Consider the following 16,148-nt stretch of genomic DNA (forward strand, 5'->3'; position numbering starts at 1 on the left):
GCACACCTTAGGATTCTCTCCTCGACTACCTGTGTCGGTTTGCGGTACGGGCAGTTTGTTTCTAACTAGAAGCTTTTCTTGACAGTGTGACATCGGGAACTTCGGTACTTAATTTCCCTCCCCATCACAACTTGTTCTTAAAGAAGCAAGCATTTGACTCACTTCAAAACTTGTTGCTTGGACGCGCATATCCAACAGCGCGTATTCCTTAGCCTACTGTGTCCCTCCATTGTTCAAACAAAACAAACTGGTACAGGAATCTCAACCTGTTGTCCATCGTCTACGCCATTCGGCCTCGACTTAGGTCCCGACTAACCCTGGGAGGACGAGCCTTCCCCAGGAAACCTTAGTCATTCGGTGGACGGGATTCTCACCCGTCTTTCGCTACTCATACCGGCATTCTCACTTCTAAGCGCTCCACTAGTCCTCACGATCTAGCTTCAACGCCCTTAGAACGCTCTCCTACCATAGAACCAATGGTTCTATCCACAGCTTCGGTGTTATGTTTAGCCCCGGTAAATTTTCGGCGCAGGGTCACTCGACTAGTGAGCTATTACGCACTCTTTAAATGATGGCTGCTTCTGAGCCAACATCCTAGTTGTCTAAGCAACTCCACATCCTTTTCCACTTAACATAAACTTTGGGACCTTAGCTGGTGGTCTGGGCTGTTTCCCTTTCGACTACGGATCTTATCACTCGCAGTCTGACTCCCGGATATAAATCAATGGCATTCGGAGTTTATCTGAATTCGGTAACCCGAGAAGGGCCCCTAGTCCAAACAGTTGCTCTACCTCCATGATTCTAATTCCGAGGCTAGCCCTAAAGCTATTTCGGAGAGAACCAGCTATCTCCAAGTTCGATTGGAATTTCTCCGCTACCCACACCTCATCCCCGCATTTTTCAACATACGTGGGTTCGGTCCTCCAGTGCGTATTACCGCACCTTCAACCTGGACATGGGTAGATCACTTGGTTTCGGGTCTACGACCACATACTCATTCGCCCTATTCAGACTCGCTTTCGCTGCGGCTCCGTCTCATCAACTTAACCTCGCATGGGATCGTAACTCGCCGGTTCATTCTACAAAAGGCACGCTATCACCCATTAACGGGCTTTAACTATTTGTAGGCACACGGTTTCAGGGGCTATTTCACTCCTCTTCCGAGGTTCTTTTCACCTTTCCCTCACGGTACTGGTTCACTATCGGTCACTAGGGAGTATTTAGCCTTGGGAGATGGTCCTCCCGGATTCCGACGGAATTTCTCGTGTTCCGCCGTACTCAGGATACTGATCAGAGTGAATTTGGTTTCGGATACAGGGCTTTTACCTTCTTCGGCAGACCTTTCCAGGTCGCTTCTCCTACCAAAATCATTTATGACTCTATGTGTTCAGTCCTACAACCCCAGAAAGCAAGCTTTCTGGTTTGGGCTATTCCCGTTTCGCTCGCCGCTACTCAGGGAATCGATTTTTCTTTCTCTTCCTGCAGGTACTTAGATGTTTCAGTTCTCTGCGTCTACCTCTACTGACCTATGTATTCAGTCAGCAGTAACATCCTATAAAAGATGCTGGGTTCCCCCATTCGGAAATCTTTGGATCAAAGCTCACTTACAGCTCCCCAAAGCATATCGGCGTTAGTCCCGTCCTTCATCGGCTCCTAGTGCCAAGGCATTCACCGTGCGCCCTTATTAACTTAACCTATGGTTAATCGTTAATTTTCAATACTCATCTTGCGATGAGAACCTTAAAAAACTTACATTTAAAAATTTCGGTGTGTTTCTGGTTTCTTACTTGAATTACAATTTTTAACTTTATCCAGTTTTCAAAGAACAAGGTATTGCGGTTAAAAGATTGAGAAGATTAGACCTCTCAAAACTAAACAAAGTAAGTACGAATGTGTGGGTTTCCGTTATATTCCTTAGAAAGGAGGTGATCCAGCCGCACCTTCCGATACGGCTACCTTGTTACGACTTCACCCCAATTATCTGTCCCACCTTAGGCGGCTGGCTCCCAAAAGGGTTACCTCACCGACTTCGGGTGTTACAAACTCTCGTGGTGTGACGGGCGGTGTGTACAAGACCCGGGAACGTATTCACCGCGGCGTGCTGATCCGCGATTACTAGCGATTCCGGCTTCATGCAGGCGAGTTGCAGCCTGCAATCCGAACTGAGAATGGCTTTAAGAGATTAGCTTGGCCTCGCGACCTTGCGACTCGTTGTACCATCCATTGTAGCACGTGTGTAGCCCAGGTCATAAGGGGCATGATGATTTGACGTCATCCCCACCTTCCTCCGGTTTATCACCGGCAGTCTCACTAGAGTGCCCAACTGAATGCTGGCAACTAATAATAGGGGTTGCGCTCGTTGCGGGACTTAACCCAACATCTCACGACACGAGCTGACGACAACCATGCACCACCTGTCACTTTGTCCCCGAAGGGAAAGTCCTATCTCTAGGATTGTCAAAGGATGTCAAGACCTGGTAAGGTTCTTCGCGTTGCTTCGAATTAAACCACATGCTCCACCGCTTGTGCGGGTCCCCGTCAATTCCTTTGAGTTTCAACCTTGCGGTCGTACTCCCCAGGCGGAGTGCTTAATGCGTTAGCTGCAGCACTGAAGGGCGGAAACCCTCCAACACTTAGCACTCATCGTTTACGGCGTGGACTACCAGGGTATCTAATCCTGTTTGCTCCCCACGCTTTCGAGCCTCAGCGTCAGTTACAGACCAGAGAGTCGCCTTCGCCACTGGTGTTCCTCCACATATCTACGCATTTCACCGCTACACGTGGAATTCCACTCTCCTCTTCTGCACTCAAGTTCTCCAGTTTCCAATGACCCTCCCCGGTTGAGCCGGGGGCTTTCACATCAGACTTAAAGAACCGCCTGCGCTCGCTTTACGCCCAATAAATCCGGACAACGCTTGCCACCTACGTATTACCGCGGCTGCTGGCACGTAGTTAGCCGTGGCTTTCTGGTTAGATACCGTCAGGGGATGAGCAGTTACTCTCATCCTTGTTCTTCTCTAACAACAGAGTTTTACGATCCGAAAACCTTCTTCACTCACGCGGCATTGCTCCGTCAGACTTTCGTCCATTGCGGAAGATTCCCTACTGCTGCCTCCCGTAGGAGTCTGGGCCGTGTCTCAGTCCCAGTGTGGCCGATCACCCTCTCAGGTCGGCTACGTATCATCGCCTTGGTGAGCCATTACCTCACCAACTAGCTAATACGCCGCGGGTCCATCCATAAGCGGTAGCCGAAGCCACCTTTCTTCCATTCGTCAGGAGACGATTAGAAATATGCGGTATTAGCATCCGTTTCCGAATGTTATCCCCCTCTTATGGGCAGGTTACCCACGTGTTACTCACCCGTCCGCCACTCCTTAACTTCGATGGGTGCAAGCACCCGGTGAAGTTAAAGCGTTCGACTTGCATGTATTAGGCATGCCGCCAGCGTTCGTCCTGAGCCAGGATCAAACTCTCATATAAAATGATGCTTGAAGCTCATTATTGAATTGCTAGCGAATAATTATTCACTATTTTGTTACTGTTGACTCAGCACTGCTGAGTCATCCTCACATTTGGTTCGTCTTACTTTGTTTAGTTTTCAAAGGTCTAAAGTTGATTGTTTCGTTTTGACAACTTACTAATAATATCACGTTCGATATCGTCTGTCAACAACTTTTTTAATTTTTGTTTCTCGCTTTACCGGTTTGTTTCAACCTGTCTCAGCGACATGTATTAATATAACAGGAATTCTAAATAGCGTCAATGATTTTTTTACATAAAATAAACATATTTCACAATTCCAAACATTTAATTTGTATTTTTAAAATATTAGATATTTTCTTCGCCAAAAACGAACATTTATGTCGTTATGCATTCTATTCATCTGTTACTTTATATAAGGATAATTATTCAAAAAATATAACTAGGAACTACTTAATTCTCAATTGTTGAAAAAAATAGACTGAAATTCCTTTTTAGGGTCATTCTAGTCTACTTTTTTCAAGCAACTATTTAGTTTAATTTCATTCCATAATATAAGTGGTCATGTAATTCTCCATTAAATTCAGCAACCTTTGGCATTCTTCCCCATTGCTGGAAACCAAATTTGCTAAGCAGGTATTCACTAGCTCCATTACCCTCTACAATCATAGCCATAACATTGTGATAGCCAATTTCTCTAGCTTGTTGAAGGGTATGCTCGACTAATTTTGAACCAATTCCACGGTTACGGTAATCGCTATTTACATAATAACTGATCTCAGCTACTCGTTCTACGGCTCTTCTACCAACTCGGTAACCACTTAAATGACTATATCCAGCAACCTTTCCATCAACTTCATAGATAAAAAGTGGGTATTTCTCTGTTTGATGAGATTCAAACCATGATTTTCTTTGTTCTACAGTAAATACATCAATATCACAAGTTATGCCTCCTGTGAGTATTGCCTTATTATAAATATCAACCATTTCTGGCAAGTCGTTTAAACTCGCTTCTCTAATAAGTGCTTTTTGTGTGGTAAAGGTTACCTCTATCATTTAAGCGTCCTCCTATCCTAACTAAAACTCATTTTTTTGAAAATTTCACGTATTATTTTTGTGTCGTTTTAAAGTGCCTATTTTCAAGGTTTTATCCCACATTTATCTATATCTCTAAGGAGGCGACTTTACTTTACAATCTTATTTACATTCACTAAACTTGTGGTAGATAAATTAGAAATTTAGCGGAGGTGATTACCCGATGCAACGAATCCTTTTTTTAATTTTTACTAGTAGTTTGCTATTTTTAGGCTATTTTTCATTTAATGTCTTAGCAATACAAGGCTTTATTAACCCTACTATTGAAAAACCTAGCGAAGAAATGATTATTAAGGAAGGTGATAGTTATCTTAGTGAAGTCAAAAAGCTGATTGGCAATCCTTTAGAATTTACATCAGGGTCTCACAAAAAAGCTGGTACTAGTATGGAACAAAATCGGAGCGCATTAATTAAAAATTCTACTATTGTAACTTACCAAGTTGATGGTGATACTCTTTCTACTAAAAATATTAATTATAAAAATGCCAATCAAGTCAAATATGCTGAGGATACTTCTCAACATAAGGAACTATGGGAATCGTTTACGACTATCATCCCAACAGATTTACGGACAAACGTTAAATCATTTTCTGTTTTCTCTGATGGAGCTAGTAATCTTTTAGGCTATGTTGATTCATTAGACTACAATGGAGATACTTGGCAGCTTGGCGTGGATTACGCTGACAGTAAAGATGAAAAAAACTTCTATTATACTTTGATTCATGAATATGGTCATCTCCTCACTTTAAGTAGCGATCAAATGGTATCAAATTACGATTGGAAAACTACTGGTGAAAAGGAAGCTACTTATTCTTCCTTTTATGGTAAAAGTAATACGGATTCTTATATGAATCTGTATTATCAAAAATTCTGGCTTGATTATTACCAAGAGTGGCAACAGCTTAATAAACAAAATGACACCGCTGCGAAAAATGCCTTTTATACTGAACATGCTGAAGATTTTTTGACACCTTATGCTGTTACCCATCCTGAAGAGGACATTGCTGAATCGTGGACTTTCTTTGTATTGTCTCCTAAAGAAAGCAACACAACAATTGCACAAAAAAAACAAAACTTCTTTTATCAATTTCCAGAACTAGTTGAGATCCGAACTGAAATATTGAAAAACCTTCTTACAGAAGCTAAAAAAGACTAAACCTGCAATAGGTTTAGTCTTTTTATTTATTTTCATGAATAAGAGATAGCTATTTATATACATTGCTATTATTGAGCTGTAGCAGGTTTTAAACGCGCCCAAACATTTTTTATAGATGTTCTCATTTTCCCAGTCAATGGAACGGCCACTTCTTTCACTGCACAATATTTATCAACAAACGTTACAATATAACTTTCTTTATACTTTGGAAAAGCTACTGTAGCTAACCACATATGTTTAATAATAATATCGCATTCTAGTTCACTTAGCTCTGTTAATTTCTTTGCATTTTCACAAGCCATACGAGGATGAACATAGGCATGAGAGCCTTCATCAAATTTCGTTATTCGCCAGTCATAATAAAATAAATCATGAAGTAATCCTGCACGAGCTGTTGCTCTAAAATCCAAACCATGTTTTTTAGCAATGCAATAGCTGATATAAGATACACTAATTGAATGATCTAATCGTGTTGTAAAATGATGTTGCGTATAGTCATTCAGTTTTTTTACTTCTTCGAATTCCAATAAATCCTCAATAAGCGCGACGTATTCTAAATCTTGCTTCCACTTTGGTTCGGTCATTAAACGACTTCCTTTTCCTTAATAAATTATGATGTTTTCTAACTGGTTCCAATCTTACATGCTCTGTCTTTATTTTTAAAGCAGAACCACTTAAACTTAAAGAAATATTAGGAAAGTACATTTTTTTGACACAAATTTGCAACACTATTTACTCAGCTTTTGTTAAGCTAAACATTACTACACCTGCTGCTACAGCGACATTTAAAGATTCTGCTTGTCCAACAATTGGGATATAGAGATTTTTAGTGGTTCGTTTCAATAATTCAGCTGACATTCCGTTCCCTTCATTTCCCATAACCAACCCATAAATCGATTGCGGTTCAATAGTTCGATAAGAAACGGCTTCTTCATTTAATTCAGTGCCATAAACTGGAAATCCATGCTCAAAAAACAAATCAAACCATTCGTTTAAATCTCCTTGATAAATAGGTAAGTGAAAATGACTGCCTTGCATGGAGCGTAGTACTTTACTATTGTATAAATCTACAGATCCTTCACCTAAAACCACACCGCCAAACCCAGCAGCATCAGCTGTACGAACCATTGTTCCAACATTTCCTGGATCTTGAACATTATCTAACAACAAAAAAGGCTTATCTAATAAAGGTTTTTCTATTAAATCTGTTTTTTGAATAACAGCAAAAATCCCCTGAGAAGTTTCTGTCTCACTTAAGACTTTGGCAATTTCCGTCGAAATTTCAACTTGTTTTTCTTCATCAAATTGCGGGATATCTTCAAAAGCGATTTCTTCACTTATCATCATTTCCAAAATGTCTGCATGATTTTTTAAAGCTTCTTCTATTAAATGAAATCCTTCTATTAAATAAGTTCCTGCTTTTTGGCGCCCTTTTTTGGAGTGAAGCTTTTTCCAGTTCTTTACACGTTCATTTTTTGTAGATAAAATTAATTCCATTTGTGATCCTCCGCCCATTTCTTCTTCTCATTCATTCTACTAAAAAAGTCCTCTCTTTAAAAGAGAGGACTTCAGCTATTTAAGTTTTTAATTCGTAATCTTATACAAACCGTTCACTTTTTTAGTTCTTTCTTCTATAGATAGTTAGCTGGATCGACACGAGAACCATTTACATAAACTTCAAAGTGTAAATGTACTCCTGTAGAAGAACCGGTCGTACCCATTGTTCCAATTTGTTGACCCTGAGAAACGTGTTGTCCAGGAGAAACAAGCAAACTACCTGCAACCATATGGGCATAAAGTGTTTGAAGACCATTTCCATGATCAATTTTCACATAGTAACCCCAAGAACTATGGTATCCAGCAAAAACGACTGTTCCACTTTGTGCTGCTACAATTGGACCACCACCACCAAAATCAATACCACCATGTAATTTATTTACACCAGTAATAGGGTGGATACGGTATCCGTATGAAGAAGTTGAGTAACCGCCACTTGGTTTGATGAATCCTGAACTATTTGAAGAAGACGGGCTACTTGAAGGTGCAGTAGTACTGCTTGAATCCTTAGAACTGTTCGATGAAGAACTATTAGCTGTTTGTTTAGCTTCAGCTTGTGCAGCTTGTGCTTCCGCCTCAGCTTCTGCTTTTTTAGCAGCCGCTTGTGCTTGTTCTTCTTCAGCAATAATACGTTGACGTTCTTGTTGCAACTCGCTTGACAAGACACTTGTTTGAGTAGCAATAACGGCTTGTTCTTTAACAAATTGATTTTTTTCAGACTCTGTCATATCGTATTTTGTTGCCACTTGAATAATTTTATCATCTAGTTCTGCTTTTTGAGCAACTAAATTATTTTTATTAACTTCAATTTCTGATTTTAATGATTCTATCGCTACTTTTTCTTCTTGTGCAGCTTGTTCATTTTTTTCTACTTCTTTTTTATCATTCTCTTGTTGAGTTACAATATCTTTATTTGCAGAAACCAATTGATTTACCACACCTACACGGCCAATTAAATCAGACAAACTATCTGCCGATAATACCAACTCTACCATATTAGTAGTATTACCATCGGTTTGAACAGATCTTGCTTGATGCTCTAATTTTTCTTCACGTTTAGCAATTAAATCTTTAAGTTTTTCAATTTCTACTTTTAATTTTTCAATTTTTGCTTTTGAGTCAGCTAATTTCTGCTCTTGTGCTTTTAATTCTAGAACAACTGCATCAATGTCTGTTTGAAGTTTTTCAACTTCTGATTCAAGGTTTGCTTTTTCAGATTCTAGGTTATTTAACGTTTCTTCTTGTGATTGGATTTTTGAGTTTAAATCATTTGATTTATTTTCTAATTCAGCTTTTTGGCTCTCAAGATCTTCGACGCTCGCTGCTTCTGTCACAGTTGGCATTACGATAGGACTTGCAAGTAATAGTGCTGCAATTATCCCGGTCATTAATTTCTTTTTCAAAGTATGCCCTCCGTGGTTTTTTATACCCTTTTATTTTTCTCACATTTGTTAGTATAGCATAGAATTCATCCGAAAATGATGTTAATTCTTTAACAAAGCAGCTCGCTTTATTACATTCTTATTTCCGAAAGCGGATACATATTGTTTTTAATTTACGAAACGCTTGTTTTGTATATTTAGCCATATTTTGTACATATTTAACGAACTGTTAGATAATATACGTTAGTTAATAGCATATCTTCTTTAAAAGTATTTATAAGGAAATATAACTTAACCATTCTTAATAATTGTAAACGCTTTAAAAAAAGTCATTTAGTTATTATTTAGGTGGTATAATGGCTTCATAACTGAATGCTAGGAGGGTTTTTATGAATATATTAACCGCATAAAGAAGTTGATTTTCTTTGAATAATAAGTATCTGCTATTTCCAAAACTAGTTATCAAGATGAAACTTACAGATATTACACAATATTTATTGAATGTACTAATTTTAATAAATACCAAGCTTTATTGATAAAAGTAATTTAGTTGATTTTATTAGAATTATGGGAGGTGTAACATGCCAATATTAATAGTTGTGTTAATATTTATTATCATATTTGTATCAGTTTCATTTATAGGTAATTTGGTATTTAATAAAAATGTAGATAATGAGATAAAAGTATTATTTAACAAGGTAAAAAATAAAAGGTCACATATATCTAAGGCAGATATAGAAGTACTGCCACAAAATGTTCAAAGGTGGCTTAAATACGCCCAAATTATTGGAAAGGAAAAGGTAACATCTGTTCGTTTAAAGCAAAAAGCAACTATGAGATTAGAAATAGACAAAAGATGGATGCCTGTTCAGGCAGAACAATACTTTACCACAGAGGAGCCAAGTTTTATTTGGAAAGCAAATATTAAAATGGCTCCCTTATTTCATATTGTTGGAAGAGATATATACACGGAAGGAAAAGGAAACATGCTGATTAAATTCCTTTCATTATTTAATGTTGCCAATTCAAAAGGAAAAAAAATCAATCAGGGTACATTATTAAGATACCTTGCTGAGATGGTGTGGTTTCCTACTGCTGTAGTAAATAATTTTATAACGTGGGAAGAGATTGATACTAAACATGCAAAAGCAACTATGACATACAAAGAAGTGATCGCCTCAGGAGTATTAACCTTTAATGATAAGGGTGAGGTGATTAATTTTGAGGCTGAAAGGTACGGAGAATTTGACAACAAGTTCCGGTTAGAGTTGTGGTCAATTTCTTTGTATGCTTATAAAAAATTTGATGGAATAAAAGTTCCGACAAAAGGTGATGTCACATGGAAATTAAAGACTGGAAATTTTAATTGGTTTAATTTTGAAGTTACCCAAATTGAATATAATATACCATTACCCTATTAGTTTGCTGGTGAAGTTTTGGAAGTGACATAATTCGTATATTATTTTTTCCTCAAAAGATATGCAAAACCGGTTTGAATAGATGCTTTAAAGCTAGTTTGTTTAATATAAAAGGCAGAAAAAGAAGCAACTGAATACAGTCACTTCTTTTTCTTCACATAGTAAATGAATGCTTTTATGGTTCTTTATTCTCCTACTTTAATCACGATTTTACCCACTGCATGGTGTGTTTCACTCATTGCGTGAGCATCGTAAATGCCTTTTTCAGTCAAAGGATAAGTTGCGCCAATAATAGATTTCACTTTGCCTTCTTCCATTAATTGAGCTAATTCGGCCAATTGTTCTCCTTTTGGTTCTAACCAAATATTCTTAAACGTAACATCTGCTTTTTCAACTAATGCTTTGTCTGCTTCGCCAACAATTGAAATGATACGTCCAGTATGCGGTTTGATTACTTTAAAACTATTAGCTAAGATTTCTCCGCCCATAGTATCAAAAATAACATCTATATCACTCAAAATTTCTGTAAAGTCTTCATTCTTATAATCAATAAATTGATCTACTCCTAAGCTCAACAACAATTCACGATTTTTTTCGCTTGCTGTAGAAATAACATAAGCACCTTTACTTTTAGCTAATTGGATAGCATAAGTTCCGACTCCACCTGAACCAGCATGGATCAATACTTTTTCTCCTTCAACCAATTTGCCATGATCAAATAATGCTTGCCAAGCTGTCAATCCTGCTAAAGGAACAGCCGCTGCTTCTTCATAAGAAATCGTTTCAGGAATATAAGCCAATAAATGATCATCTACTGCAGTATATTCAGCATATGTTCCAAAACGTGTTGTCTCTGGGCGCGCGAAAACTCGGTCTCCAACTTTCCAGTCCGTTACTTCACTGCCGACTTCAACAATATCTCCAGCAACATCCCATCCCAAAATAATCGGAAATTCCCAAGGCATCATTGTCTGTAAATACCCTTCGCGTAATTTCCAGTCGATAGGATTGATTGAAGTTGCTTTTTCTTTTATAACTACTTGATGAGCACCCGCTTTAGGCATCGGTACTTCTGATTCTTTCAACTTTTCTTTTCCACCGTATTCTTCGATAATAACTGCTCTCATTATTCTTTCCTCCAAACACTAATCTTTTTACATAATTTTTATTAACACACTTCTTACTAATAATAAGTATACCAAAAAAAAAAAAAAAAAGAAATCCTAATGATTTGTTCAGATTAAATATTCCATCTAACTTCTTCTTTTTTGAAGTGAATACATGCTATGATACTTAGAGGGACAAAGAAATCCAATTTTGGTTTAATAGGAAAGGAAGAATAACAATTTATGACAACAATTCGTACTTTAACCATAAAATATGCTCTGCTACAAAGCTTATATTGGATGGTATTTTGCTCCATCTATGGTTTTGCTTCAGTCTTTTTGCTCTCCCGAAGCTTCGAAAATCAAAATATTGGGCTTATTCTTGCCAGCTCCAATATCTTATCTGTTATTTTACAACCTACTTTAGGTGCTGTAATCGATAAGTTTAAAAGATTAACATTGAAATGGAGCTTAGCTATGCTTACGATTTTATCTATTGCCCTTCTTGTTTCTTTGCTTCTTTCTACTGGCGCTCCTGCAATTGAAGCATTACTATTTATAGCTGTAGTTTCATTAGTCTTATCCATGCAGCCATTCATTAATTCTTTTACCTTTGAACACATTAATAGTGGGGTAAAAATCAATTTTGGTTTAACAAGAGGAGCAGGTTCCCTAGCGTTCGCTCTAACTTCATACACGTTAGGTCTATTGTTAACACGCTTTAGTACAATTATTTTACCTATTGCCTGTATTTTTTTATTATTAGCTTTTTTGGTCCTTATTTTCACCTTTCCCGAAACTACTATTTCTGAAGTGCCATCTGCTCCAAATTTAAAGTCGAATAACCCTTTAACCAAAGAAAAAGAAACCTTTTTTAAAAGATACCCTCGCTTTGCCTATTTTCTAATAGGAGCGGCCTGTTTGTTTCTTTTTCATACTATTGTAAATACATATTTAGTCCAAATCATTCATTCGCTTGGAGGAAACGACAGTGACTTTGGTTTGTCGTTAATGATTACAGCTTTGAGTGAACTACCTGCTATGTTAGGATTCAGCTATTTATTGACTAAACGAAAAAGTGGTATTTGGTTGAAAGTAGCTGCCATTTCCTTTGTAATCAGAAGTATTCTTTTCTTACTATCAGGATCAATATTTATGCTTAATATTACTCAATTATTTCAAGGATTAGCATTTGCTCTTTACATTCCAGCCTCAACTTATTATGTCAATCAGCTAATGCAGAAACCAGATTATGTCAAAGGACAAGCGTTTAACATAGGCGCTGTTACCCTAGGTAGTGTGGTTGGAAGTTTTATAGGTGGATGGTTGCTAGACCATGCTGGTGTTCCAGAAATGTTAAGTGCTGGAATAGTGGCGGCATTTATTGGGTGTTTATTACTCTTTTATTCAGTAAAAACCGATATTTAGACATAGGAAAAAGCAACCAAAAGCTGTAAACATACCGTTTGCAACTTTTGGTTGCTTTTTCTGTTACCTTCAATAATGGATAATTATTTTTTTAGTTCTTTCATTAAATACATCAAATCTTTTTCAAAAGCAATTCCATACAAGGGATCAATTTGGTCTTCAATAGTCCGTTTGACCACTCTGGAAATGTAATTTACGGCTACTTCGTTGGCTCTTTTCAAGCTGTGTTTTTGAAATAAAAATCCTGCTACTACACTTGTAAACAAATCTCCTACTCCATCGAAATGCCCCGGATAAACTTCTGAAAAAGCATAATGGATTTTTGAACTTCCTTTGGAAATAAATGCAGCACCAACTTGTCTTTCATTTCCGGTTACACCCGATAAGACAATATTTCGGTTGTTTTTGTCCGTTAATTTCCTAATAATAGGTTCGATTTTTTCTATATTATGTGGCTTTTCTGGATAGTTTATTTCTGTTAGTAAGCAAGCTTCAGTCACATTTGGTATCAAGACATCTGCAAATTGACAAAGTTTACGCATCGCTTCAACATGCTCAGAGGTAAAACCCGGGTATAAAGTTCCGTGATCACCCATCACAGGATCTACTACAATTAGAGCTTCTTCTGTTGAAAATTGTTTGATAATGCTTTCCATCAATTTAATTTGTTCTATAGAGCCTAAATACCCAATGACTATCCCATCAAATTTTATTCCTAACGAACGCCAATGGTTTAAGATAGCTGGTATCTCAGCACTTAAATCTAAAAAAGTATAATCTTCAAAACCTTTACCAGTATGTGTAGACAACAATGCTGTAGGCAAGATGCTCACCCAGTTTTCTAAACAACTTAGAATTGGGACAGCCACATTCATTGAAATACGGCAACTTGCTGAAATATCTTGGATAACTAAAATTCTGGGCTGCTTCATCTTTTTCTCCTCTTCTACCTGGTTCTTAATTACTACTAGTCTAGCATAATTCACATACTAGAATCTGTTCTTTTCTAATTTTTTTTTGAATTTGAAAAAAATCATGACTTTAACATTGAAAAAAGATAAAATGATTTTATCACTATAGATAAAGGATGAGGATAATGCACAAAATTAATACTAAAGAAATTGTAACTTTTGCTTTATTGATGGCTTTAACTATCGTAATGACTATCCTTGTTCGCATTCCTTCTTTTCATGGTTACATTAATCTTGGGGATATGGTTTTATTGTTTGCAGCCCTTTTTTTAGGAAAAAAAGCTGGTTTTTTTGTGGGCGGATTGGGAAGTGCCCTTGCTGACATTATTATTGGTTATGCTTATTATGCTCCTATCACATTCGTAGTTAAAGGATTACAAGGCTATATTTGCGGTTGGATTTTTCAAAAAACAGGCTATAACAATCCCTTTTTAGCAGCTATTCCTGCTGGGATTTTTATGGCTTTAGGCTATTTCGTCGCCGAAAGCTTCATGTATGGTATAGCTGGAGCAGCTGTTTCAATTCCTGGTAATTTGCTTCAAGGAATGGTTGGAGCACTAGGCGCTGTTTTATTACAAAAAGGTATCGGCACTAAGATAAAAAGATAGTTACATTAAAAAAAGTATTGATGAGTATGCTCATCAATACTTTTTAGTTTAAATTAAACCAGAATTAAAAAAACTTCCTGCTATTATCTATTTATTTCAGCCGGTTTATAGTTGCTTTCCAATTTTTCCATTAGCAATCCTACAGACAATCCTACAAAGAATAACACAACTGTCACTGCTATTTCTCCAGCAGTCATGCCATTATATTGTTCAGGCATCGGAGCGATGATGACCGTTGAAGCTATTACAACACCCAAAATAAAGTGGAAGATAGATGTATAGGCAATTTCCATTAACTTGCTTACCAATTTAGACAATAATAACACGCATAAAATTGCCCCAATCGCAACAGGAATCAAAATAGAAAAGTTCAGATCTTTTATTCCTTCTGTCATCGGTTCATATAGATGCATATACATCAAGAAGTTTGACGGGCTTAATCCAGGAACAATAAAACCTAATGCAAAAATACCGCCAGCCATTACCCATGATAAAGTAGATTGTTCAACAATTACATTCATATTGAATTTTGCATAAAGTAATCCAATAAAAGCAAGAATAGCAACAACTACTGTGATAACAAGATGATAAGGTTTGCGTCCATTTTTTCCAGCTTCTTTGTATAAAGCGGGCAATGTTCCCAGAATACAACCGATAAAGCACCATAAAACCTGAACCTCATTATTTTTCAAAAAATAATCAATCGGATACGCTAGTACAAAAATCCCGAATAAACCACCAATCCCTACTGGAATAAAATAGTTTACATTTTTAAGAAAATCTTTGCGAATATTTGAAAGAAATGCAATCATATTTTCATAAATTCCAAATACAGCAGCTAATGCTCCACCACTTACTCCAGGCAAGATAGCGCCAGAACCAATGAACATTCCTTTCACAAATCGAATAAACCAATCAATAATACCTTCGTTTTTTTTCATAATAACTAAATATACCTCCACTCACTTAAAAAAAAAGCGATTATTGTTTTATATATACTGCTTTTAATATTATGACCCAAATCGTTTTTTTTTGATACACTTTATATACTTTCTTAATGATTTTTAAATAAATAATATGACTGTCTCTCATACAACAAACAGCCAATTGGAAGCTATCTTTTACTATAATACTTATCCATACATCAAATGACAAGCATAACAGTATAAACAACTACTTTTTTCATCAGAAGTGAAAATTATATCTTTTCCTCCTATTATTAGTCAATCAAAAAAATTAGTTTCTTTCCCCTTTATTCAATTTAGAAGGATATATTCTTACTTTATTTTTATATTCTTGTGTTAGTTTATAAAATTCAGTTTTATTCACCTTATTAAACTTGTGATTCCATTTAAACATATTTATAAGCATTGAAAAAGTTGGTTTATAATTTGCTTTTTCTACTTTTAATACTTGCTTCACATATCTAAATAAAATACGTTTTACTCTGATAAAATAAGGTGTATCTAGAAAAATAATAGAATCCGCATTTTTAAAACTATTAATCACCCATTCTTTTGTACTAGTTCCTTCTAAAATCCACGTTTCAGTTTTACTGATTTCTTCTATCCTTTTTACTATTTCCTCATCAGACCTTCTACAATCTCCTGATGGCTGTCTTTCAAAAATGATATTATCTATCTCATAATAGGGAATATTTAGTTCACTTGAGAGCTTCTTTGCTAAAGTCGTTTTTCCACTACCCACAGAACCAACGATATGTATTTTTCTTTCTGAGCCCACTCCAAAACTCCTCCAATGATTAAACCAGTTACTTTATATAGAATGTATACTAATATACGCTTTATTGTTATCAGTGTCTTTATTATTTCCTTTTACCGTTAATATTTTCTAGTATTTTAGTTAATAAAAAAAGTAACCACAGTATCTATTGACATAGAAATTAGGATCAATAGAAAAGCACGATCTATAATCATTTGACTCTTA

Annotated in this window: 12 protein-coding genes and 2 rRNA genes; 4 read left to right on the forward strand and 10 right to left on the reverse strand. The window is 36.5% G+C overall.

The window, feature by feature from the left end:
• The 3 genes from BP18_RS06025 to BP18_RS06035 form a co-directional block, all read right to left on the reverse strand.
• Positions 1–1,695, reverse strand: a 23S ribosomal RNA gene (locus tag BP18_RS06025); the annotation flags it as partial.
• Between the two features lie 223 nt (positions 1,696–1,918).
• Positions 1,919–3,480 (reverse strand): 16S ribosomal RNA (locus BP18_RS06030).
• 531 nt (positions 3,481–4,011) lie between these two features.
• A complete protein-coding gene (locus BP18_RS06035) occupies positions 4,012–4,536 on the reverse strand; it encodes a GNAT family N-acetyltransferase (RefSeq protein ID WP_007725824.1) in 525 nt (174 codons plus the stop codon).
• A gap of 202 nt (positions 4,537–4,738) precedes the next feature.
• Here BP18_RS06035 and BP18_RS06040 point away from each other — a divergent pair, with 202 nt between their 5' ends.
• Positions 4,739–5,731: a zinc metalloprotease gene (locus tag BP18_RS06040; protein WP_007725826.1), complete on the forward strand. Its 993-nt coding sequence runs from the start codon at positions 4,739–4,741 to the stop codon at positions 5,729–5,731.
• 68 nt (positions 5,732–5,799) lie between these two features.
• Here the strand turns inward: BP18_RS06040 and BP18_RS06045 are convergent, their stop codons facing one another.
• The 3 genes from BP18_RS06045 to BP18_RS06055 all read right to left on the reverse strand — a co-directional run bounded on the left by BP18_RS06045 (position 5,800) and on the right by BP18_RS06055 (position 8,691).
• Positions 5,800–6,315, reverse strand: coding sequence for an HD domain-containing protein (locus BP18_RS06045; protein ID WP_007725827.1), 516 nt, complete (start codon positions 6,313–6,315; stop codon positions 5,800–5,802).
• Positions 6,316–6,463: 148 nt separating this feature from the next.
• Complete coding sequence (locus tag BP18_RS06050; RefSeq protein WP_029278213.1) at positions 6,464–7,228, reverse strand: TrmH family RNA methyltransferase; 765 nt, start codon at positions 7,226–7,228, stop codon at positions 6,464–6,466.
• A gap of 134 nt (positions 7,229–7,362) precedes the next feature.
• Entirely contained in the window at positions 7,363–8,691 is a 1,329-nt protein-coding gene (locus BP18_RS06055) for a murein hydrolase activator EnvC family protein (protein WP_007724764.1), read from the reverse strand.
• A 560-nt stretch (positions 8,692–9,251) separates the two neighbouring features.
• Between BP18_RS06055 and BP18_RS06060 the strand changes: the two genes are divergently transcribed.
• The gene (locus BP18_RS06060; RefSeq protein WP_007724765.1) at positions 9,252–10,091 is read left to right on the forward strand and encodes a DUF6544 family protein; all 840 of its coding nucleotides are present in this window, start codon (positions 9,252–9,254) and stop codon (positions 10,089–10,091) included.
• 182 nt (positions 10,092–10,273) lie between these two features.
• Here the strand turns inward: BP18_RS06060 and BP18_RS06065 are convergent, their stop codons facing one another.
• The gene (locus BP18_RS06065; protein WP_007724766.1) at positions 10,274–11,215 is read right to left on the reverse strand and encodes an NADP-dependent oxidoreductase; all 942 of its coding nucleotides are present in this window, start codon (positions 11,213–11,215) and stop codon (positions 10,274–10,276) included.
• A gap of 222 nt (positions 11,216–11,437) precedes the next feature.
• Here BP18_RS06065 and BP18_RS06070 point away from each other — a divergent pair, with 222 nt between their 5' ends.
• On the forward strand, positions 11,438–12,622 hold the full coding sequence (locus tag BP18_RS06070; RefSeq protein ID WP_007724768.1) for an MFS transporter: 1,185 nt from the start codon (positions 11,438–11,440) through the stop codon (positions 12,620–12,622).
• Between the two features lie 83 nt (positions 12,623–12,705).
• Here BP18_RS06070 and BP18_RS06075 read toward each other — a convergent pair whose 3' ends face one another.
• A complete protein-coding gene (locus BP18_RS06075; RefSeq protein ID WP_007724769.1) occupies positions 12,706–13,554 on the reverse strand; it encodes a pyridoxamine kinase in 849 nt (282 codons plus the stop codon).
• 164 nt (positions 13,555–13,718) lie between these two features.
• On the opposite strand from BP18_RS06075, the gene BP18_RS06080 reads away from it, so the two are divergent.
• Positions 13,719–14,201 carry an ECF transporter S component gene (locus BP18_RS06080; RefSeq protein WP_007724770.1) on the forward strand — a complete coding sequence of 161 codons (483 nt, stop codon included), beginning with the start codon at positions 13,719–13,721 and terminating at the stop codon, positions 14,199–14,201.
• Positions 14,202–14,284: 83 nt separating this feature from the next.
• On the opposite strand, the gene BP18_RS06085 is transcribed toward BP18_RS06080, so the two are convergent.
• On the reverse strand, positions 14,285–15,142 hold the full coding sequence (locus BP18_RS06085; RefSeq protein WP_007724771.1) for a DUF368 domain-containing protein: 858 nt from the start codon (positions 15,140–15,142) through the stop codon (positions 14,285–14,287).
• Between the two features lie 295 nt (positions 15,143–15,437).
• Positions 15,438–15,944, reverse strand: coding sequence for an AAA family ATPase (locus BP18_RS06090; protein ID WP_029278215.1), 507 nt, complete (start codon positions 15,942–15,944; stop codon positions 15,438–15,440).
• Positions 15,945–16,148 lie beyond the last annotated feature (204 nt).

Origin of the sequence: Carnobacterium jeotgali MS3, assembly GCF_000745125.1 — a bacterium.
Taxonomy (GTDB): Bacteria; Bacillota; Bacilli; order Lactobacillales; family Carnobacteriaceae; genus Carnobacterium_B; species Carnobacterium_B jeotgali.